This window comes from Proteus vulgaris, assembly GCF_016239305.1.
Lineage (GTDB): Bacteria > Pseudomonadota > Gammaproteobacteria > Enterobacterales > Enterobacteriaceae > Proteus > Proteus vulgaris_C.
Map to the genome: position 1 here is coordinate 95,508 of NZ_JAEHOQ010000013.1, position 22,754 is coordinate 118,261.

24 protein-coding genes and 1 pseudogene are annotated in these 22,754 nt (G+C 37.3%); 15 read left to right on the forward strand and 10 right to left on the reverse strand.

Annotated elements, in window-relative coordinates:
- Window positions 1-195 precede the first annotated feature (195 nt).
- Window positions 196-1,038 carry a MurR/RpiR family transcriptional regulator gene (locus JEP40_RS11155; protein WP_198623615.1) on the reverse strand — a complete coding sequence of 281 codons (843 nt, stop codon included), beginning with the start codon at window positions 1,036-1,038 and terminating at the stop codon, window positions 196-198.
- A gap of 351 nt (window positions 1,039-1,389) precedes the next feature.
- On the opposite strand from JEP40_RS11155, the gene zwf reads away from it, so the two are divergent.
- The 3 genes from zwf to mdtI all read left to right on the forward strand — a co-directional run bounded on the left by zwf (window position 1,390) and on the right by mdtI (window position 4,217).
- Complete coding sequence (gene zwf, locus JEP40_RS11160; RefSeq protein WP_072068202.1) at window positions 1,390-2,865, forward strand: glucose-6-phosphate dehydrogenase; 1,476 nt, start codon at window positions 1,390-1,392, stop codon at window positions 2,863-2,865.
- A gap of 576 nt (window positions 2,866-3,441) precedes the next feature.
- Window positions 3,442-3,882, forward strand: a complete 441-nt coding sequence (gene mdtJ, locus JEP40_RS11165) for a multidrug/spermidine efflux SMR transporter subunit MdtJ (RefSeq protein ID WP_072064011.1) — start codon at window positions 3,442-3,444, stop codon at window positions 3,880-3,882.
- Window positions 3,883-3,884: 2 nt separating this feature from the next.
- Complete coding sequence (mdtI, locus tag JEP40_RS11170; protein ID WP_023582084.1) at window positions 3,885-4,217, forward strand: multidrug/spermidine efflux SMR transporter subunit MdtI; 333 nt, start codon at window positions 3,885-3,887, stop codon at window positions 4,215-4,217.
- A 317-nt stretch (window positions 4,218-4,534) separates the two neighbouring features.
- Here the strand turns inward: mdtI and JEP40_RS11175 are convergent, their stop codons facing one another.
- Window positions 4,535-4,879 carry a RidA family protein gene (locus tag JEP40_RS11175; RefSeq protein ID WP_072068200.1) on the reverse strand — a complete coding sequence of 115 codons (345 nt, stop codon included), beginning with the start codon at window positions 4,877-4,879 and terminating at the stop codon, window positions 4,535-4,537.
- Between the two features lie 83 nt (window positions 4,880-4,962).
- Here JEP40_RS11175 and JEP40_RS11180 point away from each other — a divergent pair, with 83 nt between their 5' ends.
- The 5 genes from JEP40_RS11180 to rnd all read left to right on the forward strand — a co-directional run bounded on the left by JEP40_RS11180 (window position 4,963) and on the right by rnd (window position 11,591).
- Window positions 4,963-6,906: an ATP-dependent DNA helicase gene (locus tag JEP40_RS11180; RefSeq protein ID WP_198623616.1), complete on the forward strand. Its 1,944-nt coding sequence runs from the start codon at window positions 4,963-4,965 to the stop codon at window positions 6,904-6,906.
- 92 nt (window positions 6,907-6,998) lie between these two features.
- A complete protein-coding gene (gene tsaB, locus JEP40_RS11185; RefSeq protein ID WP_198623617.1) occupies window positions 6,999-7,700 on the forward strand; it encodes a tRNA (adenosine(37)-N6)-threonylcarbamoyltransferase complex dimerization subunit type 1 TsaB in 702 nt (233 codons plus the stop codon).
- 86 nt (window positions 7,701-7,786) lie between these two features.
- A complete protein-coding gene (locus JEP40_RS11190; protein WP_198623618.1) occupies window positions 7,787-8,383 on the forward strand; it encodes a Slp family lipoprotein in 597 nt (198 codons plus the stop codon).
- Between the two features lie 302 nt (window positions 8,384-8,685).
- The gene (fadD, locus tag JEP40_RS11195) at window positions 8,686-10,374 is read left to right on the forward strand and encodes a long-chain-fatty-acid--CoA ligase FadD (protein ID WP_198623619.1); all 1,689 of its coding nucleotides are present in this window, start codon (window positions 8,686-8,688) and stop codon (window positions 10,372-10,374) included.
- 98 nt (window positions 10,375-10,472) lie between these two features.
- Window positions 10,473-11,591, forward strand: a complete 1,119-nt coding sequence (gene rnd, locus JEP40_RS11200) for a ribonuclease D (protein WP_198623620.1) — start codon at window positions 10,473-10,475, stop codon at window positions 11,589-11,591.
- A 392-nt stretch (window positions 11,592-11,983) separates the two neighbouring features.
- Here the strand turns inward: rnd and minE are convergent, their stop codons facing one another.
- Genes minE through minC form a run of 3 tightly spaced genes read right to left on the reverse strand, consistent with a single transcriptional unit; the run spans window position 11,984 to window position 13,793 of the window.
- A complete protein-coding gene (gene minE, locus JEP40_RS11205; RefSeq protein ID WP_023582089.1) occupies window positions 11,984-12,253 on the reverse strand; it encodes a cell division topological specificity factor MinE in 270 nt (89 codons plus the stop codon).
- A 3-nt stretch (window positions 12,254-12,256) separates the two neighbouring features.
- Window positions 12,257-13,069, reverse strand: a complete 813-nt coding sequence (gene minD / locus JEP40_RS11210) for a septum site-determining protein MinD (protein ID WP_036936680.1) — start codon at window positions 13,067-13,069, stop codon at window positions 12,257-12,259.
- A 22-nt stretch (window positions 13,070-13,091) separates the two neighbouring features.
- Window positions 13,092-13,793 (reverse strand): septum site-determining protein MinC, encoded by a 702-nt coding sequence (gene minC, locus JEP40_RS11215; RefSeq protein ID WP_198623621.1) that lies wholly within the window; start codon window positions 13,791-13,793, stop codon window positions 13,092-13,094.
- A 133-nt stretch (window positions 13,794-13,926) separates the two neighbouring features.
- Between minC and JEP40_RS11220 the strand changes: the two genes are divergently transcribed.
- From JEP40_RS11220 to JEP40_RS11235, 4 genes are read left to right on the forward strand one after another with little or no spacing between them, the layout of a single operon-like run.
- Entirely contained in the window at window positions 13,927-14,214 is a 288-nt protein-coding gene (locus JEP40_RS11220; RefSeq protein ID WP_198623622.1) for a YcgL domain-containing protein, read from the forward strand.
- A gap of 24 nt (window positions 14,215-14,238) precedes the next feature.
- Window positions 14,239-15,366, forward strand: coding sequence for a lytic murein transglycosylase (locus JEP40_RS11225; protein ID WP_198623623.1), 1,128 nt, complete (start codon window positions 14,239-14,241; stop codon window positions 15,364-15,366).
- A gap of 51 nt (window positions 15,367-15,417) precedes the next feature.
- Window positions 15,418-16,074 (forward strand): fumarylacetoacetate hydrolase family protein, encoded by a 657-nt coding sequence (locus JEP40_RS11230; RefSeq protein ID WP_109408108.1) that lies wholly within the window; start codon window positions 15,418-15,420, stop codon window positions 16,072-16,074.
- A 36-nt stretch (window positions 16,075-16,110) separates the two neighbouring features.
- Window positions 16,111-16,554 carry a YcgN family cysteine cluster protein gene (locus JEP40_RS11235; RefSeq protein ID WP_198623624.1) on the forward strand — a complete coding sequence of 148 codons (444 nt, stop codon included), beginning with the start codon at window positions 16,111-16,113 and terminating at the stop codon, window positions 16,552-16,554.
- Window positions 16,555-16,617: 63 nt separating this feature from the next.
- Here JEP40_RS11235 and JEP40_RS11240 read toward each other — a convergent pair whose 3' ends face one another.
- Window positions 16,618-17,505 (reverse strand): PhzF family phenazine biosynthesis protein, encoded by an 888-nt coding sequence (locus JEP40_RS11240; RefSeq protein WP_198623625.1) that lies wholly within the window; start codon window positions 17,503-17,505, stop codon window positions 16,618-16,620.
- Window positions 17,506-17,746: 241 nt separating this feature from the next.
- Here JEP40_RS11240 and JEP40_RS19095 point away from each other — a divergent pair.
- A pseudogene (locus JEP40_RS19095) lies at window positions 17,747-17,896 on the forward strand (endonuclease); the annotation flags it as partial.
- A gap of 16 nt (window positions 17,897-17,912) precedes the next feature.
- Here JEP40_RS19095 and fetB read toward each other — a convergent pair.
- The 4 genes from fetB to JEP40_RS19200 all read right to left on the reverse strand — a co-directional run bounded on the left by fetB (window position 17,913) and on the right by JEP40_RS19200 (window position 21,439).
- Entirely contained in the window at window positions 17,913-18,686 is a 774-nt protein-coding gene (gene fetB / locus JEP40_RS11245; protein WP_198623626.1) for an iron efflux ABC transporter permease subunit FetB, read from the reverse strand.
- Window positions 18,687-18,736: 50 nt separating this feature from the next.
- Window positions 18,737-19,387, reverse strand: coding sequence for an iron efflux ABC transporter ATP-binding subunit FetA (gene fetA / locus JEP40_RS11250; RefSeq protein WP_198623627.1), 651 nt, complete (start codon window positions 19,385-19,387; stop codon window positions 18,737-18,739).
- Between the two features lie 84 nt (window positions 19,388-19,471).
- Complete coding sequence (locus tag JEP40_RS11255) at window positions 19,472-20,392, reverse strand: acyl-CoA thioester hydrolase/BAAT C-terminal domain-containing protein (RefSeq protein WP_198623628.1); 921 nt, start codon at window positions 20,390-20,392, stop codon at window positions 19,472-19,474.
- Between the two features lie 132 nt (window positions 20,393-20,524).
- The gene (locus tag JEP40_RS19200; RefSeq protein ID WP_109408112.1) at window positions 20,525-21,439 is read right to left on the reverse strand and encodes a helix-turn-helix domain-containing protein; all 915 of its coding nucleotides are present in this window, start codon (window positions 21,437-21,439) and stop codon (window positions 20,525-20,527) included.
- A gap of 90 nt (window positions 21,440-21,529) precedes the next feature.
- Here JEP40_RS19200 and JEP40_RS11265 point away from each other — a divergent pair, with 90 nt between their 5' ends.
- Window positions 21,530-22,147, forward strand: a complete 618-nt coding sequence (locus tag JEP40_RS11265; RefSeq protein ID WP_198623629.1) for a TetR family transcriptional regulator — start codon at window positions 21,530-21,532, stop codon at window positions 22,145-22,147.
- A gap of 67 nt (window positions 22,148-22,214) precedes the next feature.
- Window positions 22,215-22,703, forward strand: a complete 489-nt coding sequence (locus tag JEP40_RS11270) for an NUDIX hydrolase (protein WP_198623630.1) — start codon at window positions 22,215-22,217, stop codon at window positions 22,701-22,703.
- The last annotated feature ends 51 nt before the right edge of the window (window positions 22,704-22,754 follow it).

Genomic DNA, 22,754 nt, shown 5'->3' on the forward strand with positions numbered 1-22,754 from the left:
CTATTGGATAAAACAGAAATCAGACAATATTTTATCCAATATGTTAAGTGAAACGCATCAAGCTAATTGCAACATACACTACTGTTTTCATTATATGTGAGAGTTAGCTAGCAGATATGCTACCAGTTTTCAAAAAGTTATCTAGTCAGGGCACAATAGGAAGTGTGACAATACTAACAGAATAATTAAAAACGGTTACTTATCAAACCGTGAATCACGTAAAGCTTCTTTGACGCGCTTCAAATTATCTCTGAATTTTGGTCCTCGGCGCAAAATAAATCCTGTTGCGAGAACATCAATAATAGTGAGTTGTGCAAGGCGGGAGATCATTGGCATGTAGATATCAGTATCTTCAGGCACATCAAGTAAAATAGGGAGGGTGGACTCAGAGGCTAAAAGTGAACCAGGTGTCGTAATAGCAATCACTGCAGCATCGTTTTCACGCGCAATTTTAGCAATTTCAACGAGATTTTTAGTCCGCCCTGTATGGGAGATAACCACGACAACATCACCATCAGTGCTATTAATACAACTCATACGTTGCATAACAACGTCATCAAAGTAAGTAACAGGAATATTAAAACGAGAAAATTTGTTCATGGCATCGTGAGCAACGGCTGCTGATGCACCTAAGCCAAAAAAAGAGATTTTTTTAGCTTGCGTCAAGATATCAACTGCACGATTGATTGCGGCGATATCAATATTATTTTTAACGTTCTCAAGCCCCGCCATGGCGGATTCAAAGATTTTATTGGTATAAGAAGAGACTGTATCAGAATCATCAATATTACGATTTACATAAGGAGTGCCGTTGGCAATGCTTTGTGCTAATTGTAATTTAAAATCAGGAAATCCCTTGGTCGCCATGCGACGGCAAAAACGATTAACCGTGGGTTCACTGACATCAGCCGTTTTAGCCATTAAGGCAATACTAGAATGGATAACAGTTTGTGGCGCAGTTAAAACAGCTTCTGCAACTTTTTTTTCTGATTTACTCAAGATGTCCAGATTAGACTGAACTCTTTCCAATATATTCATTAAATATACAGATCCTTGGCTTTGCCAATTTCAATAAAAGGAGAAATCTATAACGGTTTTATGAAAATATACTACGCAAAGAACAAGGCTTGCAGTGTAAACCATCGGTAAACAGGGCTTTTTTCGTTAAAGTATGACGCGTGTCTAACTTTCAAAGCTGAAAACAAGAAACAAAACTGTTGTAAAGTTACAAGAAAGGATAAAACACTAGACATAAAATGAAGAGTTACAATATGTGTGGTAAGTTAGAGGTTAAAATGTGCGAGCGTATTTACTGAATACACCCAAAAGAGTACATTAATACAAAATTCTGTAACAAAATTACAAAATCTCATCATGAGGAGACGTACTATGGCAGCGATATCGACTGCTCAGGCCTGTGATCTGGTTATCTTCGGTACGAAAGGGGATCTAGCACGCCGTAAGCTTATTCCATCATTATATCAATTGGAAAAAGCAGGATATATTCACCCTGACTCTCGCATTATTGGTGTAGGTCGTGCTGATTGGGATGCTGAGGCATATAAAAATGTTGCCCACGAAGCATTAAAAACCTTTTTAAAAGAAGAAATTAATCCTGAAATTTGGCAGCGTTTAAGTGATCGCTTAGATTTTTGTAATCTTGATGTCAATGAAACAGACCATTTCATTGAGCTATCAAAGCACCTCAAACAAGACAAATTACCGGCTATTTATTACTTTGCAATGCCACCAAGTACCTTTAGTGCAATGTGTAAAGGTTTAGGTCATGCAAAACTTAATAAAGAGCCAAATCGTGTTGTGATGGAAAAACCATTGGGCACAGACTTAGCGTCTTCTGTTTCTATTAATGATAGTGTGGCTAAATACTTTAAAGAGAGCCAAATTTATCGTATCGACCACTATTTAGGTAAAGAAACGGTTTTAAATCTATTAGCACTGCGCTTTGCAAACTCACTGTTTGTTAATAATTGGGACAATAAAACGATTGATCATGTCCAAATTACTGTTGCAGAAGAAGTGGGTATTGAAGGGCGTTGGGGATATTTCGATCAAGCGGGTCAAATGCGTGATATGGTACAAAACCACTTGTTGCAAATCCTAACGATGATTGCAATGTCACCGCCAGCTGATTTAACTGCTGATAGTATTCGTCAAGAAAAAGTGAAAGTCTTACGTTCATTACGTCGTATTGATAATACTAATATTCGCGAAAAAACAGTTCGTGGGCAATATACGGGTGGTTTTGTACAGGGTAAGAAAGTGCCAGGTTATCTTGATGAAGAAGGTGCAAATAAAACCAGTCATACAGAAACTTTTGTGGCTATCCGCGCTGATATTGATAACTGGCGCTGGGCAGGGGTTCCGTTTTATCTAAGAACAGGTAAGCGTCTACCAAGTAAATGTTCAGAAGTGGTAGTTTATTTTAAAAAACCAGCACTAAATATTTTTAGTGAGACTTATCAAGAGCTACCACAAAACAAACTGACTATTCGTTTACAGCCGGATGAAGGTATTGATATTGAAGTGTTGAATAAGGCACCGGGTCTTGATCATAAACATCGTTTACAAACTACAAAACTGGACTTGAGTTTCTCTGAAACATTTAATCAAACACATTTAGCAGATGCTTACGAACGTTTATTGTTAGAAGCAATGCGTGGTATTCAAGCATTGTTCGTACGTCGAGATGAAGTCGAAGAAGCATGGAAATGGGTTGATTCAATTATCAATGCATGGGAATGCGATAATGAACTGCCTAAGCCTTACCAAGCGGGCACATGGGGGCCTGTTGCATCTGTTGCAATGATCACTCGTGATGGTCGTTCATGGAATGAAATTGAATAATTGATTTCGATTGTCCATTCTAACGAGAAAACACCCAGTTATACTGGGTGTTTTTGTCTCAGTTAAATACCTTTAAGCATAATTACAGCAATTTAGATGAATAAAACTACTGAAGGATCGTAAAACCACTGATTAACTATGCAATCTAATTTTAGTTGGAAACTAAAACTTAAACAAAACCAATCAATTAACAAAAATAAATTGCTAAAAGGCATTGCTTTAAATAATTCGGCATGATAGAAATATCATGTAACATTTAACCATCTTATATGAGGGTTCGGAGTATATCGTGCGGATGGTCTGTGCGATGAAAGAATAAATAATCATGACTAGCGCCAAAAGCGTCAAAGTTAAACGTTCTACCTATAAGTTATTCCTTTCTGCTATTTTATCCAGCGAACACTACTGGTGTGGCGCATTATAGAAATCTCTCATCTTAATTCCTGACGCAATCAGGAAATGACGTTGCCTTAACGTTCGACTTTTACTGTCGCCAGAAAGACTATCTACATCTTCTTTATCTTCCTGCGTAAGAAACGTTTCGGCGTATTTCAAATGTGTATGAGAGATGAAAAAATGATTTATTGGATATTTTTAGCATTAGCTATTGTTTGTGAAGTTATCGGTACTTTATCAATGAAGTACGCCAGTGTAAGCGGTGGTTACACCGGTATGATAGTGATGTGGTTAATGATTGCCACTTCCTATATCTTTTTAGCCATAGCCGTTAAAAAAGTGGCATTAGGTGTAGCATATGCACTGTGGGAAGGTATTGGAATTGTCATTATTACGACATTCAGCGTTCTGTGGTTTGGTGAATCACTGTCACCATTAAAATTAGGTGGTCTAGCGATGTTAATTGCAGGGATCACGCTTATCAAGTCTGGTACTAAAAAATCGACTGTTGCTAAGAAAACAACAGATTCGGTAAAAAGTATCGCGGGTAAAGCCAAGCACGTTGCTAGTGCCGTAAAAGGAGCAAATAAGCCAATTCCTGCCAATATTAAGGAGGCTTAATTATGTTAGCTCAATTTGAATGGTGGCATGGTGCGTTTCTAATATTGGCCGTAGTGCTTGAAATTGTCGCGAATATATTCTTAAAAATGTCTAACGGCTTTAGCCGAATGGGATTAGGAATATTATCACTGTTTTGTGTATTAGGTGCTTTTAGCGCACTGGCAATGGCGGTCAAAGGGATCGAGCTTTCTGTTGCTTATGCACTGTGGGGTGCCTTTGGAATTATTGCAACTATTGCCGCTGGTTGGATTTTATTTAACCAGAGACTCAATTATAAAGGATGGGGTGGGATTATATTATTACTGGTCGGTATGGTAATGATTAAATTTGCCTAAACCTACTTAATGCAATGAGTAATAAATAGGTAAGAGCAGCAAGATTAATATCACAATAAAATTAGAAAACAACAAAGGGCTGAGCTTTTCTGAACTTGGCCCTTTATTTTATATTTAAGGTATTATTGTTCTATTTTTTTAGCCAGAATTGTGTTTCTGATATTAGTTAAATAAAGTGATAAAAAATTAGCAAAAATATACAGTTTTCATGCCGAGACAATAAAAAAACAGGATCCCTGAGTTAAAATAACATTATAAAAAATATGTTAAATCAAAGAAAATAAGCACCTATAAAAGTAGGTGCTTATTAAATGTATTTACATTGCCGCGATAATTTTAATCTCAACTTTATATTCAGGATGCATTAATTGCGCTTGCACAGTGCAACGAACAGGCGCACTACCTTTAGCAACCCAAGCATCCCATGCTTTATTCATACCTTCAAAATCGGCTTTATCAGCTAAAAAGATTGTCGCATCAAGAATTTGAGTTTTATCAGAACCTACACGTTGTAATAAAACATCGATTGCCGCTAATGTATCTGCTGTTTGTTCAATAATATCGCCCGATAAATTCTCTGGTACAGCGGTGTAATAAATAGTGTCATTATGAATAACAGCTTCAGACCAGCGATCTTCAGGGTCGATACGTTTAATTGTCATTGAGTTCTCCTTTGTATTAACGGCATAGGTGGTACTTTTGATTATCCACTGGCATAATTTACGTCTTATTTTATAAAAAGAGTATGCCTGTGTCAGACGATTTTGCAGAAAACGGGATTTTAACCCGAACTATTCCTGGATTTCATCCCCGTGAAGCTCAAAGACAAATGGCGAAATCAATAACAGATATTATTGATAAGCAAGGTGTACTTATTGCGGAGGCTGGTACGGGAACAGGGAAAACCTATGCTTACCTTGTACCTGCTTTGCGTTCAGGTAAAAAGACCATTATTTCAACAGGCTCTAAAGCCCTACAAGATCAACTCTATAGTCGAGATTTACCGACAATCATTGAAGCAATTAATTATGATGGCAACACTGCTTTATTAAAAGGGCGTTCAAATTATTTGTGTTTAGAGCGACTGGATCAACAAATGCTTAGTGGTGGTGATCTAGAAGCCGAAGTATTATCAGACGTAATGTATGTACGCCAATGGTCAACACAGACAGATGATGGCGATGTTAGCCGTTGTCATAGTGTTGCTGAAGATAGCCGAGTTTGGCCTTTAGTCACGAGCACTAACGATAATTGTTTAGGAAGTGATTGCCCTCGCTATAAAGAGTGTTATGTTTTAAGTGCACGTAAAAAAGCAATGGATGCAGATATTGTCGTCGTTAATCACCATTTATTTATGGCGGATACTGTCGTTAAAGATACTGGTTTTGGTGAATTAATTCCGGAAGCTGAAATTATGATCTTTGATGAAGCCCATCAAATTCCAGATATTGCCAGCCACTATTTTGGTCAACAACTTACCAGTAGACAGCTTTTTGATCTCGCTAGAGATATGACCGTTGCTTACCGTACTGAAGTGCGTGATCAAGTTCAATTACAAAAAAGTGCCGACCGATTAACTCAAATGGTAATGGATTTTCGCTTAGTATTAGGTGAAACAGGCTATCGAGGGAATTTGCGTGAGCTACTACAAGGTGGTGAAACTAAACGTTTTCTTACGTTACTGGATGATGCGTTAGAACTAAGTTATGACGTTATGAAACTCTCATTAGGGCGAAGCCAATTACTTGATAGTGCTTTTGAACGAGCTACTGTTTATCGCAATCGCTTAAAACGTCTGATTGATACCACAATTCCTGGTTATAGTTACTGGTTTGAAAGTTACGGTCGCCATTTCTTATTGGCTATTACGCCACTTTCTGTTGCAGATAAATTTCGTGAATTAATTAAATCACATAAAAGTAGTTGGGTATTCACTTCGGCAACGCTTTCTGTAAATGAACAAATGTCTTATTACACAGATAGGCTAGGTTTAGAAAACGCAACAACATTGATTTTAAACAGCCCCTTTGATTATCAACATCAAACATTATTGTGTGTACCGCGTTATTTGCCACCTTTAAATCAGCCTTATACGGCGAAGCGTTTAGCGGCCATGCTAACGCCTGTTATTTTAAAGAATCAAGGCCGTTGTTTTTTCCTTTGTACTTCACATGCAATGATGCGTGGACTAGCTGAAGAGTTTAAAGCCAGTTTGCCATTACCTGTATTGATGCAAGGGGAAATGAGTAAAACACAATTACTGCAAAAATTTGTTTCATCAGGAAATGCGCTTTTGGTCGCAACGCAAAGTTTTTGGGAAGGTGTGGATGTTCGTGGGGATACACTTTCTTGTGTGATTATTGATAAATTACCTTTTACAGCGCCAGACGATCCTCTATTAAGAGCACGTATTGAAGATTGTGAATTACGAGGTGGTGATGCATTTCGGGATGTGCAAATACCAGATGCTGTAATTAGTTTAAAACAAGGTGTTGGACGATTAATTCGCGATGTACACGATTATGGCGCAATTATAGTGTGTGATGATAGATTAGTTTCTCGTGCATATGGTGAGGTTTTTTTAAGCAGTTTGCCTCCATCACCACGCACACGCTCACTCGAAAAAACGATGGAATTTTTGAGCCAACGCGCACAGCATGATGAAATACAAGAAATATCGGGTTCATAATAGCGATCGCATAGAATGTGTGTTTATTCTGTTGAACACTATTATGATATTATTCTTCCTCTTTTAATTATCGAATTTGCCGGAGTTATGGCGTGTCACTGCGAATTTTAGCAATTGATACTGCAACAGAATCCTGTTCAGTTGCAGTTTGGAATGAAGGCGTTGTTGCTTCACGTTTTGAAATCTCACCTCGTGAACATACACAAAAGATTTTACCTATGGTCAAAAGCGCCTTAGAAGAAGCAAATTTAACATTGCAATCATTAGATGCCCTCGCTTTTGGGCGAGGCCCAGGCAGTTTTACCGGAGTTCGTATTGGCGTCGGTGTTGCACAAGGTATCGCATTGGGTGCTGAATTACCTATGATTGGTATTTCATCACTTGCCACCATGGCAGAAGGTGTATTTAGAACAACGGGGATCAAACAGGTTTTAGTCGCAATAGATGCACGTATGGGCGAAATTTATTGTGCTCAATATCAACGTAATGACGACGGGATTTGGTTAGGTGAAGGAACAGAAGCAGTGATGAAACCCGAACACTTTGTTGAAGCCTTACAATCAACCACGGGTACTTGGGCAATGGCGGGTACGGGTTGGCAAACCTATCCTGAATTAAAAGAGACATTGCCTTTTACTGCAGTTGAAACTGACATTACATTGCCAGCGGCACAAGATATGCTACCACTTGCAGTTGTCGCTTGGCATGAAGGAAAAGCCACAAAAGTGGAAGAGGCTGAACCTGTTTATTTGCGTAATGAAGTTACGTGGAAAAAATTACCCGGTCGTGAATAGACTATGAGTATCTATTAGAAATTAGAGAGTAAAGCTATAATAGTATTATAGAGTGACGTTAATAATGACTTGCAACGAGGTGGTTTATGAAAAGACAATTAAACTACCGTTTGGTAAGCAAAGCGCTATTTTTGTCTGGTGCTTTGTTGCTAGCGGGATGCGTCTCAATACCTGAATCAATAAAAGGAACATCAGCAACGCCTGTCACTGATTTAAATGGTATTTTTGTAGCGCCTGAACTTTATGTAGGTCAAGAAGGTCGTTTTGGCGGACGTGTAGTTGATGTTAAAAATCTTCAATCATCCACACAGCTAGAAATTGCCGTTATGCCACTTTCTCAATATGATGCTGCACCTGAATTACAACAACCATCTATTGGACGCCTCTATGCAAATGTCATGCATTTCTTAGATCCTACAGATTATAAAAACCAATATGTAACGGTAGTTGGAACGATTAAAGGCGTTGAAACAGGAAAAGTCGGAGAAGCGAGCTATCCATTTTTACGCATGGATGTAACAGGAATGAAACGTTGGACACTGACACAGCAAGTGATTATGCCAGCGCCTGTTATGACATGGGGTTATTATGGTGATGGCCCATATTGGGGTTATCATCATGGATATGGTGGTTATGGTGGATATCCATATGGAACTGGTCAGGTCGTACCCGTTTTAGAATAAAAACTGGGTTTATGATTGCATGACGATATAATATTTCATCTCCATTTGGGTGAAACGGTGTATAATTGATATCTATAATATATTAGGTAACTATCTAATAGCGTTATTAAAGTTGAATAAAAATAAAAGAGAGGGCGGTTTTGACCGCCTTCTTTTTTGTTAATCTAAAAAATAAAATATTTAGTGACACACTTCGCATCTTCACAACAGAAAATTGTTTGTGCTGGTAGGATGAGTTAATACTTTGTTAAAAATGAAACATAATATTAACCCAAGAAGTGCGATTAATCAGGAGTACTACTTTGGAAAAAGTCTGGCTTAAACGTTATCCGGCAGATGTCCCGGCTGAAATTGACCCGGACCGTTTCGCATCCCTTGCTGAGATGCTTGAAAACGCTGTCGCAAATTACGCAGATCAACCCGCCTTTATCAATATGGGCGAGGTCATGACTTATCGCAAACTTGAAGAGCGTAGCCGTGCTTTTGCAGCATACCTGCAAAACGGCTTAGGACTAAAAAAAGGTGATCGTGTTGCCTTAATGATGCCTAATTTATTGCAATATCCTATCGCGCTTTTCGGTATTCTTCGTGCAGGTATGGTTGTCGTAAACGTAAATCCACTTTACACACCAAGAGAACTTGAACATCAGTTAAATGACAGTGGTGCAAGTGCTATTGTTATTGTCTCTAACTTTGCGCATACACTCGAAAAAATTGTGTTTAATACCAGCATTAAGCACGTTATTTTAACCCGAATGGGCGATCAGCTATCCCGTCCTAAAGCAACACTCGTTGATTTTGTTGTTAAGTACATCAAACGATTAGTGCCTAAATATAATTTGCCTGATGCCATTTCATTTCGCAGAGCAATGCATTTTGGTTATCGAATGCAATATATCAAACCTGAAATTACAGGCGGTGATTTAGCATTCTTACAATATACAGGTGGAACAACCGGCATTGCTAAAGGCGCCATGTTAACGCATCGCAATATGTTGGCAAATCTTGAACAGGCCAAAGCCGCTTATGTACCTGCATTACATGTAGGTAAAGAACTGGTGGTAACGGCATTACCGCTGTATCACGTCTTTGCTTTAACGGTTAACTGTCTGTTGTTTATTGAGGTTGGTGGTAAAAACTTACTGATCACCAATCCACGAGACGTTAAAGGGACAATTAAAGAGTTAGGACGTTACCCTGTCACGGCGATTACAGGTGTAAATACGTTATTTAACGCTTGGTTGCAAAATCCTGAATTTCGTCAACTCGATTTCTCCAAACTAAATCTTTCTGTTGGTGGTGGTATGCCAGTACAAAGCAGTGTCGCCAAAGAGTGGGAAGAGTTAACAGGTAAACATCTTTTAGAGGGTTATGGTCTGACGGAATGTTCTCCATTGGTCACTGGTAATCCTTATAATCTGAAAAAATACAGTGGTAGTATTGGATTACCCGTACCTTCAACTGACGTTAAGTTTATGGATGATGAAGGTAACGAAGTTGACCGCACTGTAGGCGGTGAAATGTGGGTTCGTGGGCCTCAGGTCATGAAAGGATATTGGAATCGTCCTGATGCCACTGACGAGGTTTTACACGATGGCTGGGTTGCAACGGGTGATATCGCGACAATGGACGACGAAGGTTTTATTCGCATTATTGACCGTAAAAAAGATATGATCTTAGTCTCAGGGTTTAACGTTTACCCTAATGAAGTTGAAGAAGTGGTTACGGCTCACCCTAAAGTATTGGAATCAGCAGCAATTGGTGTACTGAGTAAAAACTCAGGTGAGACAGTTAAGATTTTTATCGTGAAAAAAGACCCTACATTGACAGAAGATGAGGTAAAAACACACTGTCGTCGTTACTTAACAGGTTATAAAGTACCTAAAATTATTGAGTTTCGTGATGAATTACCAAAATCCAATGTTGGTAAAATTTTACGCAGAGAGTTAAGAAATGAAGAAAAACAGTTGAAAACCTCAACTGAATCTTGATACAACATTCAATAACCTTTTTCAATTTCGCCGGTTTATACCGGCGTTTTTGTCATTACATAAAAAGTCTTTAGACATAAAAACAAGAGAAACCTGTTTTGAATTATCAATTGATTACGACAGACACTGCATTAGAAACCGCTTGTAAAGCTGCATCACAAGCTTCTCAAATCGCATTAGATACAGAGTTTGTCCGCATACGTACCTACTACCCACATCTTGGTTTGATCCAGATGTATGATGGTAAACAGATCTCTCTTATTGATCCTCTAGCAATAACAAATTGGGCTCCCTTCGTTGAATTATTAACTGATCCAAACATAATGAAATATCTCCATGCAGGGAGCGAAGATCTCGAAGTATTTACTCATCAGTTTGGTTGTGTTCCCACTCCGATGATTGATACTCAAGTGGTTGCTGCATTTTTGGGCTATCCGATTTCTTGTGGCTTTGCAACATTAGTTGAGAAATACGAAGATATCGCATTAGATAAAAGCGAATCTCGCACTGATTGGTTGGCTCGTCCTTTAACGGAAAAGCAGTGTCAATATGCCAGTGGTGATGTTTTCTATTTACTTCCTCTTGCTAAAAAACTCATTGCAGAAGCACAAGACGTCGGCTATATGGACGCAATAACTGATGAATGTGAAATGATAGCAGAGCGTCGCCAAGAAGCTGTAGTACCTGAGCTTGCCTACCGTGATATTAGCAATGCATGTCAATTAAAAGGCCAACAGTTAGCCTGCTTACAGATGCTTGCTCAATGGCGCTTAAATCAAGCTAAAGCTCGCGATATGGCATTAAACTTTGTTGTGAGAGAAGAGCATCTATGGTCTGTTGCTCGTTATCTTCCTTCCTCATTAGCAGAATTAGATGCATTGTCGCTATCTGGACAAGAGATCCGTTGCCATGGTCGTCGCTTATTAGATTTTGTTGCTAAAGCGAAAGAAATTAAAGATGAAGATTGTCCTGAACCTATTAGCAATATTATTGAACAACCAAACTACAAAAAAGCATTTAAAGCCATTAAGGCGGTTATTCAAGAAATTAGTGAGGGAGAACGATATAACCCTGAACTATTGGCATCAAGAAGACAAATTAACCAGTTATTGAGTATTCACTGGAAAATAAAAGAAGGGCAACCGGAACTTATTTCACGTTGGCGTAAAGCATTACTTGAAGAAAAAGTGTCTGAAATTTTGGCGCTATATCCTTAAATTTTATTGAGTGTTTATTTTCTATTAATTGATATCTAGCATGAAACAGATATGTGTAGCGCAATAAGTAGATGAAATAGTCAAAGTAAACAGCAAAGAATAATGGGAGTCTCTTTAGAGACTCTTATTTTTTGTACGCAAATAAACGCCTATAAAAATAGGTGATAGTAATAAAATGCATTAAATATAGGATCAGTAAAAGTTAACGTTATTGTGGAATAAAAAGGCTCCTGTGACTTATCACCAATGATTAAAATAGCAACGAGATATAGCGCTATTTGCGCATTCAGGTGAACTCAAATTGTATATAATTAAACACAGAGCCAATCAAATTAATTATAGTTCATGGTTGGCTCTGTGAATAATGGATTATATAAAGCGTAAAATATGATTTACTTTGTTGGTTCTTCGCTTTCAGGTAAGGTCACATTTAGCTCTAATACAGAGATATCATCACCTTTCTGTTCAAATTGAACAGAAAGCATCTCTGGATCTATCTGCACATATTTACAGATAACACCTAATAAATCTCTTTTCATATCAGGTAAATAAGCTGGCTCGCTATCACCACGGCGACGTTCGGCGACGATAATTTGCAAACGCTCCTTGGCAATATTAGCTGTCGACTTCTTACGCGACAGGAAAAAATCTAGTAAAGCCATCTTTTACCCCCCAAAAAGGCGTTTCAGAAAGCCTTTTTTCTCTTCTTCAATAAAACGGAATGGATGTTCTTCACCTAACAAACGATTTACTGTATCTGAATAGGCTTTACCCGCATCAGACTCGCTATCTAAAATAACTGGTTCACCTTGGTTAGATGAACGTAAAACAGATTGATCTTCGGGAATAACACCCAAAAGTGGAATGCATAGAATTTCAAGAACATCTTCCATACTTAACATATCGCCACGGCTTACTCGGCCTGGATTATAACGTGTTAATAGCAGATGTTCTTTAATTGGATCTTCACCGCGCTCAGCACGACGTGATTTAGAGGCGAGAATGCCTAAAATACGGTCGGAGTCACGTACAGATGAAACTTCTGGGTTTGTTGTGATAACTGCTTCATCTGCAAAATAAAGAGCCATTAATGCGCCACTTTCAATACCTGCAGGAGAATCACAAATAATAAAATCAAAACCCATTTCATCGAGTTCATCTAATACTTGTTCTACACCATCACGGGTGAGCGCGTCTTTATCTCTTGTTTGTGAAGCAGGGAGAATAAATAGGTTTTCTGTACGCTTATCTTTAATCAAAGCTTGATTTAAAGAGGCATCACCCTGAATAACGTTAACAAAATCATAAACAACTCTACGTTCACAACCCATGATAAGGTCTAAATTACGTAACCCAATATCAAAGTCGATAACAACCGTCTTATGACCTTTTTGAGCGAGGCCGGTAGAAATGGCCGCGCTGGAAGTTGTTTTACCAACCCCACCTTTACCTGACGTAACAACAATAATGCGTGCCATGGAGTGATTCCTTGTCGATGCTCTAAATTAAGTTCTCGATTGTTAATTCATTCTCTTGCAAACTCAGTTGTACTGATTTACCAACAAAGTCTGTAGGAATTTGGTCGCTTAGCCAATATTGGCCAGCAATGGAAACAAGTTCAGCAGACAGATGTGTACAAAAAATATGACTCTCTTGATCACCCGATGCTCCGGCCAGTACACGTCCACGCAATATACCGTAAACGTGAACATTACCATCAGCAATTAATTCAGCGCCAGCACTCACATTGCTAATAACCACTAAATCGCTATTTTGAGCATAAATGCGCTGCCCTGAACGTACAGGGGTATGGATGATTTTTGTTTTTTGACGCACAACTGACAGTGCTTCATTCGTTTTATCGTTATTTGCCTGAGTTGTTGGCTTAGCTATTTTACCCTCATTTAAGATAGGTAACTGTGCGGCAATTATCGCTTCTTTCTGTTGAGCGTCTGAACTACCACTAATTCCCACAACACGTAAGCCAGCATCTTCTACAATTCGCCTCAGTTTTTTAAAATCAATATTGTCACCTGCTAATGCAGAGACATTGATAACCACAGGCGCATTTTTCAGAAATTGAGGCGCTTGTGCAATTTTTTCTGAAATTGCCTGACGAATAACTTTCGGTGTTCCATCATTTAAATGAAGTACCGAAAGGGTAAAATTACTGCCTTTTAACTCAATGGGCGTGTTTGACATCTATCTGACTCAGTAAATTTTTTATAATCTGGCACAAAAAACCAGAGACGATATTACGAAAGTATATAAGCATGTTATATTTACTAAAATATTCAGGCAAGTCGCTTATTTTAATAATTAGAGTTTAATGAAAATGATTTGTGCAATTTACCGTAGTACCAAACGTGATCAAACTTATTTATACATCGAAAAAAAGGATGATTTTTCTCGAATTCCGGACGAATTATTGCAAAGTTTTGGTGAGCCTCAGTTTGCAATGTTGCTTAATCTCGCGGATAGACAGCGTTTAGCGCATGCTGACATTGAAAAAGTCAAAAAAGCGTTAGTTGATCAAGGTTTTTATTTACAAGTTCCACCACCTGTCGAAAGTATGTTAAATGCCTATTTAGATGAATTAAAAAAATCAGAAAAAACTGAATAAATCATCGAGATAAAAGGAGCATAAATGTTCAAATATTCGTTCATCGCTGTGATTGTTTCTGGTTTAATGTTATCAGCGTGTACAAATAGCCAACAAAAATTGGCAGAAAGGCAAATTAAAGTTTCAGAGCCAACAACGCTTGAAACACAAAATGTAGCCCGATGGAAACAAGTGGATGTTGCATCATTAGAACAGGCCTTTCCTAAAGATGCTCGCACAGTCGCACAATTTCCTGCTTATGTTGAAGCATTAAAATTGAAAGCGGCTCAATTGGGATATAAACAAGAAACAATAGATTTTGCTTTTTCAGAGGCACATTTTATTGAACGAGTGATTAAATCTGATCGAAATCAACCGGAAAAGAAAATTACACTCGATGTTTATCTACCTCGCATTGTCACCAATGGTCGTCTAAACCAAGGTGCTAATCACTATCAAGAAAATCAAGAAACCTTAGAGCTAATCAGCAAGAAATATGGAGTGCCTGCAAACTATATTGTTGCGTTATGGGGGCTTGAAAGTGGTTTTGGTAAAGTGCAAGGCAGAGAAGATGTTGTTTCTGCGCTGGCTACATTAGCATTTGAAGGTCGTCGAGAAGAGCTGTTTACACGCCAACTTATGGCCGCGCTTGAAATTATCGAGGAAGGGCACTTACCGCAAGGACAGCGTTTGAGAGGCTCTTGGGCCGGAGCAATGGGACAAACTCAGTTTATGCCAACTTCTTTCCTTACTTATGCCGCAGATGGCAATGGTGACGGAAAAATCGATATCTGGAATACGCGTGAAGATGCATTTGCTTCGGCTGCTAATTATTTAGCGACTGAAGGCTGGAAAAGTGGACTTCCTTGGGGGGAACAGGTTACTTTATCTGTAGATTTTAACCAGCAACTTGAAGGCATTAAGGCCGAGCAACAAAAAACGGTTGCTCAATGGAAAGCATTAGGCGTTCAATTACCTGCTAATAGCCAATTAAGTGACGATATGCAGGTATGGTTAATAATTCCTGATGATGATTTGCACAGAAGTTATTTAGTGACACAAAACTTCCGTACAATTATGCATTGGAATAGTTCTTACTTCTTTGCCCTTAGCATTGTCACAATGGCTGATGGCGTTGCTAATAAAATAAACTCACTGCCTAACGCGGGTTAGTTATATTTGCAGTGAAATAAAACACAGCAATTTACCTAAAAGGAACACATTATGTATCAACATCGCGATTGGGAAGGTGCGCTACTTGATTTCCCTGTCAATAAAGTAATTTGTGTTGGCAGTAACTATGCAAATCATATTAAAGAGATGGGTTCAGTTCGTTCAGAAGAGCCAGTGATTTTTATCAAGCCAGAAACCGCAATGTGTGATCTTCGTCAACCTATTGCAATTCCTAAAGATATGGGAGCCGTTCATCACGAAATCGAATTAGCCGTACTTATCGGCCAACCACTGAAGCAAGCCAATGAAGATCGAGTTGATCGCGCAATTGCGGGTTTCGGTATTGGTCTTGATCTCACGTTACGTGATTTACAAGGTAAATTGAAAAAAGCAGGACAACCATGGGAAAAAAGTAAAGCGTTTGATGGCTCTGCACCACTATCAGGCTTTATTCCAGTTAATTCTTTTGGTGATCCACAAAATGCTGATTTAATGTTACGTGTTAATGACGAGATTCGTCAGCAGGGTAACAGTCGTGATATGCTTACCCCTGTTTTACCCCTTATCAGCTATATGTCTCGCTTTTTTACCCTACGTCCTGGTGATGTGATTTTAACGGGAACACCTGAAGGTGTCGGCCCTCTAGAATCGGGTGATATGTTGGTATTAAGTGTTAACGAACATCAGCTGACAACGCGGGTTATTTAATTCGTATCAGATGAGCAATAAGGTAATAACGTAGAGATGACACAGGCTTTTTGGCAGACTAAAACATTAGATGAAATGAGTGATGATGAGTGGGAGTCACTTTGTGACGGGTGTGGACAATGTTGTTTACACAAGTTAATGGATGATGATACCGACGAAATATATTTTACCAATGTCGCTTGTAATCAACTTAATATTAAAACCTGCCAATGCAGTAATTATGAAGATCGTTTCCGTTATGAACCAGATTGTATCAAGCTTACACGGTATAATTTACCGACATTTGAGTGGTTACCAATGACATGTGCGTATCGTCTTCTTGCTGAAGGCAAAACATTACAAAATTGGCATCCACTTATTGCAGGTAATAAAGCAAAAATGCACCAAGGTAATATATCTGTAAGGTATATTGCGGTGCCAGAAACGGAAGTTGAAGATTGGGAAGATCATATTCTTAATCGCCCGAAAGGACGAGGTTAATTAAACTCAAATAACGTTCCGGATATCGATCATTAAAAGCCCTTTTTGGGGCTTTTTTACTATTTAAAGTTTGATTATTTTTTCCCCGAATATAGCTGCCTGTCCACCAACACTAACACGACTAATTTCTTGTGCGTGTGAATCAATAGTCACCTCAAGCAACGATGAGCATCCCATTGCACGACCTTGCTCTAGTAGAAAATGAGTTTCATTAGGAAAAACGTAATTGACAAAATAGCAACCTAATGCGCCACTAGAACTACCTGTTGCGGATTCTTCATTTATGCCATATAACGGTGCAAAATTTCGGCAGTGGGCTGTAATAGTTGCATTGCTACTTAATTCAAATACGTGAAAACCGATGGTATCAAATTCACGACTTAGGTTTGCAATTGTGTCAAAGTTGGGTTGTAAAGTATCTAGTGATCCTGATTGCACAGGTACAATGATATCGTGTAAACCTGTTGAAATAATCGTAATAGGTAAACCTGTTTTTCTAATAACATCACTGTGCACACCAAGTGCTGTGGCAACATCATCAATATCAGGGCCTTGTCGCATAACAGGGAGTGTTTGTTCCATAACAATACTTTGTGGGTTTACTGTGACACTTAAAATACCGGCCTTCGTTTTTTGTGTGTAATGACCAGAGCCAATGATATTGAGTGAAGCCATTGTAAAGAAAACAGCTAATGTCGCGTGTCCACAAAAATCAACTTCACCTTCTGGAGTAAAAAAATCAACCTTAAAATTAGTCTCTTTACCTGCATAGACAAACGCTGTTTCAGAAAAGCCGACTAGGCGTGCAATTTCTATTTTTTGCGTATCACTTAGATTGGGGGGATTAAGCACTACGCCTGCCGGATTACCCCCAGAATTATTTCGGGTAAATGCGTTTACAAGGTGTACCTTGATTTCGTTCTCAATGGGGAAGGGGGTTTTGTTTTGCATCTGTATTTCTCGTGTTATAACCCAATTTAATTTAAATCTTTTATATAGAGTTTAATGTAGTTAATTATTGGTAAGTTTGTGTTTTGTATAGTAAAAAATGATGATAGTTCCTTTCTATCAGTTTTCGAATAATAATACATCCGAAAAAATAAAGCTCTAGGAACTTCTCACTTATTAGAAGTATCAATACTTCAAGAACAACAAGAAAACGGTGATATAAATAATTTTCTCTCTTCATAAAACGCTATCACCTGTTGATTACAAAAATGCCAATGCAACCTTAAAAGTTGACCGTGGTCATTAGGTTCCATTGGCATCATTAGTCGTTCTTTCAGGTTGGAATATATTGAATTATCTGTCTAATATTACGTCACAAAAAACAGATTTGAACTAAGGTGCTATGCACTCTAATAGGTATCAAAATTAATTAACTGATGACGTTGATTAAAGAATTTCTTATAGGTTAAGTAACATGCAATTATGGTCGAAATACTGGCTGTTGCCATCAACATAAACGTCACCATAATTTGATATTTCACGGCTTGTAATGGATCCACACCTGCAAAAATAAGTCCTGACATCATACCTGGCAAACTCACAATGCCGACCGTTTTTGCGGCATCAACCGTAGGGATTAATGAAGATTTAATACTGTCTCTGATAATACTCATCGAGGCTAATTTAGGGGTAGCTCCAAGACTTAACATCTCTTGTAGTTGCTGTTGCTGATTTTGAAAACGTTGCCCTAAATTATTATAACAAAGGCCAGTTGCTATCATTGCATTACCTGCAATCATTCCGGTAATAGGGATAATTTGGATAGGAGTAAAAGCAATCGAACTGGTGAGTAATAAAATAGTCAGGGTTAATAATGCCCCTGTGGTAATAGCAGTAAAAGAAATAAGAAAAATATCTTTAACATATTTACTGCGTTTTTTTGCGTTGTGTGCTGCGTTATAACAGATAAACAGCACCATTAAAAAGGTGAGAATAAAATGGTCAACGTGGAATATATAGGTCAATACATAGCCAACGATTAAGAGTTGGATAATGGCTCTTGCGGTACTCCAAATAATATCTTTTTCTAATGATAATTTTTCTTTACGGCTAATAAAAATAGCCACGAGAACGAGTAAAAGCGAGAAAATAAGAGACTCATTGCTAATCGTATGTTCGTTCATAATATTATGTTCGCTCATAACAAAAGGGTGACTGATAAAGAATTAAAAGATCAGGCATCATTGTGAGAAGGTAATAAAATCACATCATCAGCATGTTTTATTTCATTTTGATCGTGAGTGACCCATAACACAGCGAGATTTTGATCTTTAACGTAGTGGTGAATAATATCATTCACTTTTGTTTTATTATCTTCATCTAATGCACTTGTTATTTCATCAAGTAATAAGATTTTAGGCATAAATTGCAGATTTCTTATCAATGAAACACGTTGTTTTTCGCCCCCAGAAAGTTCGTTGATCCCTTTTTTCATAATAGATACGGGCAAGCAAAAATAATCTAAATCATGTGCCAGTTTCTTATCATCTACAGTGAGTTTTCGTAAAAAATAAGGAAACTTAAGGTTATCGTAAACAGTTTCACCAAATAACATCGGAGTTTGTGTACAGTAAGAAACTTGCTGACGATACGCTTCTGGTGAGAGGGTCAAATAATTTTTATTTTCAAAGAAAATGTTACCACTCGTGGGTGATAGTAGAGAGGAAATAAGCTTAAGCAAGGTACTCTTACCACATCCCGACGGGCCTGTAATAAGTTTAAATTCAGAAGATTGAAGTTCAAAATTTATGTTATCGAGGATAGTTTTGTTGTCAATTCGATAGCCTATTTTATCAAGCCGTAAAAGTGCAGTTGTACTTTCCATTCTTATCCTAATTATAGAAGAGAGAATAGTTATCATTATACAGAAATAGTGATATAAAAATCCTGCTTTAAATCAGTTATTAAGCTATTTCACAAATAGCGTATACCATTGCTGTATATCTCTGATTATTTCGCTTGTTAAACGTTCACCTTGTTCATTATAAAATCCATGATCTAATTTATCGTATTTAATAAACTTCACATTAGGTTGGTTAATATCTTGGCTTAGTTGATGGAAGGTATCCACGTTTACATTTGTGTCATTGAGTGTTTGAATAATTAATACAGGGGTGTGTTGATTACTTTTAATTGTTTTAAGCAAATCAATAGCAAAAAATTGTTGCCACCATATTTTACTGTGTTCACTTATAAATTGTTCATCATCAATTTGATTATTTTTTATTGCATCAGCAAATTGTTGAAAGCCGTTTATTGCATCTTCAACGTGTTCTTTCGGCGTAGTATGGCGGATATTATAAAGAACATCATCAAGAAAAAAACGCCCGCCTCCATTTAGAGCAATAGCTGCTTTAATATCATTGCGTTTCGCTACCACTAAATGCACCATCGTAGCACCTTCACTTCCCCCAATTAAAATAATATTTTGATACTGTGGCGATAATTTATCTAAAACAACTTCATAATCTTCAGTTCGTTGTTTCGGATTATCATGAAGCTTATAGTTTATAGGGCAATCAAGACGCTCGTTATTATATTGAGAATAGGGTAATTGCGCTGTAATGCCGTACTTTTCTATCATTAAAACATCACTATCAGGTAACCATTTGCCAAATGTCTCTTGGATAAATGTGTTGTTTTTAATGCTATTACAATCAGAACCTTGCATTAAGACTAATAATGTTTGGTTTTTTTCAGCTCGTTTATCCAAATAGTAATGTATTTTACTTCCATCTTCACGAGGTAAGTTATGCGTTGAAATATCAGCATAGCTTGTGAAAGAAGGCAATAAAAAAGCAGAAAATAAAGCGAGAGATGAAATACGCATGATAACCTTATTGAATTTTATAGGGATACAGAATAGGGATTTAAATTAAGTATAACTTTTTAAGTGAATAAAGTTTCTTATAAAGAATAAATGGTAAAAAGCCTGAAATACTCAGGCTATCTGGTACGGCTATCAGTGAATTGGAACGAAATAATCTATTTCTAAGGTTTTTGGTAATTCCATTAAATCGATGTCTGTTTCTATACTAATATACTTTTCGATATCAGCACCTAAACGACGACATAGACCTAAAGCAGGAAGGGTATAAAAATAAATTTTCATCGCAAATTGCTTATATTCTTCCAGTGTTCCTTTAAATTGAAATCTAACATAACGGCCCGATCCTATGAGTTTTTTTCTAAAGCCACTGGTTTTTGTAAAATGATCTAAGCTATTTAAACCAATCTCATAGTCAATTTGGATTTTATTTTTACGTAGCGTATTAGGTTGATATGAAATCAGCACTGTACTTTCTGTAAAATTCTTATCGGTATACAGTAAAAAATCATTCCAAAATTGATGGCGAATATCTTCATGTAATTTGCCAATATCTTCGATAGAACAAAAATATTGGTATTGCATACCATAAACATAACTTTCTGGCAGATCCATAATCTTAGGAATAGGCAAGTCAGTGACATCAAAATTAATTGGTGGTTGAAAATTATCACCACAAAGATTATCAAGTTTGCGATATTCAGTGGGTGTGACGCCAAACGTGGCTTTAAAGCGACGTGTAAATGATTGCTGAGAATCAAACTGATAACGTAGTGCCACAGTCAGAATAGGCAATTTTGTTAATCGTAATTCGGTTGCTGCTTTTGTTAGACGTCGCCCACGAATATATGAAGCTAATGTTAAACCTGTTGCCTGTTTAAAGACTCGCTGTAAATGCCACTTTGTATAGCCAGATTTAATCGCAACATCATCAAGTAGCAACGGTTTTTCCAGATTTACCTCAATCCAGAGAAGAAGTTCTTTGATAATTTCTATATTAAATGTGGATAAGGTATTTAAGGGAGCAAACCCATTGTACGGAGATGACATGATAATTTCCTGAAAATATTTTGTTCAGTTTACACGAAACTGATACCCATATATTATTACATACTTATGGTATGTTTTAAGGGTTTTATCATGAAAATAAAATCACGGCAACAAGAGAATTCAGAACAAACACGCACGGCGTTACGTGAAGCAGCACAAGAACTATTTATAAATCAAAACTATTGTGATGTTTCCATTGATGAAATATCACGTCATGCAAGAGTAACGAAAGGGGCGTTTTATCATCATTTTAGTAATAAGAAAGCACTACTAAAAGAGTGCTATCTTTTTCAAGTTGATAAAGTCATGAAGCAACTGGTTAAAATACCTATTTATGATGATAAATGGCAAGAGCTTGAGGTTATTTTTAGTTTTTGTGTTGATCATATTTACCAACATAAAGATAAGCTTATTCCGTTACAAGAGATTATTTCTGTTTTAGGCTGGAAGGAATGGGATGAAATTGATGCACAAATTCTCATTCCTCGAATCAAATCCTGTGTAGAAACGCTCTATTCTAAACAAGAAATTTGTACTTACTCTCCTGATATTGTCGTTAATTTAATCTATGGCTTTCTCACGCATATCGCGATTAACTTAAAAAATGAAGCAACATTATCAGAAAATGCCTGCAAGGATTTCAAGAGGATCTTTTTTGATTTTCTGATGGGAATAAAACAATCTTCAGCAAATACGAAAAACAATTAATAGCACAAAAAATATAATAATTTGATGTACATTGGAACAAGATTATAAAACATAAGGATACGCTGTTATGACAATAGAAGTACCTAAAAGCCATTTCACCGCAACAGGTATTGTATTTAATCAACAAGGGCAATTTCTTTTCCATTTACATCCCAAAATAGGATATTGGCTACCACCAGGAGGCCATATCGAAGAAAATGAAGAACCACAAAACGCCGCGTTAAGAGAAATAGAAGAAGAAACGGGCTTATTGTGTGAATGCTTGTGTTATCAACCGGAATTTAACCTTGGCTTAAATCTTGATCTAAATAATAGTGATGTTATTGAGCTTGTTAAACCCCTTGCCATTTTAAAAGAGCCTATTCACGATAAAAAACAAGGGTTTCATTATCACATTGATATGATTTACCTTTGTAAGCCGCTAGAAAATAGCCAATTGACAAATAAATCTTTCCAATGGCTATCTTTAGACGAACTAAAAAAAAGAGAAGCACCATTAAATGTGATAAGACTTATTGAACTAACTGAAAAGTTATTAATAAAAAAAATTATTTAAATTTCTCAATAAAACTAAATTAATCTTATTAGGTAAGCAATAAAGATGGTT

Bases quoted from the DNA above. Each gene is read 5' to 3' on its own strand.
- JEP40_RS11255 (WP_198623628.1), bottom strand. From the start codon at position 20,392: ATGCGTATTTCATCTCTCGCTTTATTTTCTGCTTTTTTATTGCCTTCT.
- mdtI (WP_023582084.1), top strand. From the start codon at position 3,885: ATGTTAGCTCAATTTGAATGGTGGCATGGTGCGTTTCTAATATTGGCC.
- JEP40_RS11175 (WP_072068200.1), bottom strand. From the start codon at position 4,879: ATGACAATTAAACGTATCGACCCTGAAGATCGCTGGTCTGAAGCTGTT.
- JEP40_RS11180 (WP_198623616.1), top strand. From the start codon at position 4,963: ATGCCTGTGTCAGACGATTTTGCAGAAAACGGGATTTTAACCCGAACT.
- fetB (WP_198623626.1), bottom strand. From the start codon at position 18,686: ATGAACGAACATACGATTAGCAATGAGTCTCTTATTTTCTCGCTTTTA.
- minD (WP_036936680.1), bottom strand. From the start codon at position 13,069: ATGGCACGCATTATTGTTGTTACGTCAGGTAAAGGTGGGGTTGGTAAA.
- fetA (WP_198623627.1), bottom strand. From the start codon at position 19,387: ATGGAAAGTACAACTGCACTTTTACGGCTTGATAAAATAGGCTATCGA.
- JEP40_RS19200 (WP_109408112.1), bottom strand. From the start codon at position 21,439: ATGTCATCTCCGTACAATGGGTTTGCTCCCTTAAATACCTTATCCACA.
- zwf (WP_072068202.1), top strand. From the start codon at position 1,390: ATGGCAGCGATATCGACTGCTCAGGCCTGTGATCTGGTTATCTTCGGT.
- JEP40_RS11220 (WP_198623622.1), top strand. From the start codon at position 13,927: ATGATTTGTGCAATTTACCGTAGTACCAAACGTGATCAAACTTATTTA.
- JEP40_RS11270 (WP_198623630.1), top strand. From the start codon at position 22,215: ATGACAATAGAAGTACCTAAAAGCCATTTCACCGCAACAGGTATTGTA.
- JEP40_RS11235 (WP_198623624.1), top strand. From the start codon at position 16,111: ATGACACAGGCTTTTTGGCAGACTAAAACATTAGATGAAATGAGTGAT.
- JEP40_RS11190 (WP_198623618.1), top strand. From the start codon at position 7,787: ATGAAAAGACAATTAAACTACCGTTTGGTAAGCAAAGCGCTATTTTTG.
- JEP40_RS11225 (WP_198623623.1), top strand. From the start codon at position 14,239: ATGTTCAAATATTCGTTCATCGCTGTGATTGTTTCTGGTTTAATGTTA.
- JEP40_RS11240 (WP_198623625.1), bottom strand. From the start codon at position 17,505: ATGCAAAACAAAACCCCCTTCCCCATTGAGAACGAAATCAAGGTACAC.
- JEP40_RS11230 (WP_109408108.1), top strand. From the start codon at position 15,418: ATGTATCAACATCGCGATTGGGAAGGTGCGCTACTTGATTTCCCTGTC.
- mdtJ (WP_072064011.1), top strand. From the start codon at position 3,442: ATGATTTATTGGATATTTTTAGCATTAGCTATTGTTTGTGAAGTTATC.
- JEP40_RS11265 (WP_198623629.1), top strand. From the start codon at position 21,530: ATGAAAATAAAATCACGGCAACAAGAGAATTCAGAACAAACACGCACG.
- JEP40_RS11155 (WP_198623615.1), bottom strand. From the start codon at position 1,038: ATGAATATATTGGAAAGAGTTCAGTCTAATCTGGACATCTTGAGTAAA.
- minE (WP_023582089.1), bottom strand. From the start codon at position 12,253: ATGGCTTTACTAGATTTTTTCCTGTCGCGTAAGAAGTCGACAGCTAAT.
- minC (WP_198623621.1), bottom strand. From the start codon at position 13,793: ATGTCAAACACGCCCATTGAGTTAAAAGGCAGTAATTTTACCCTTTCG.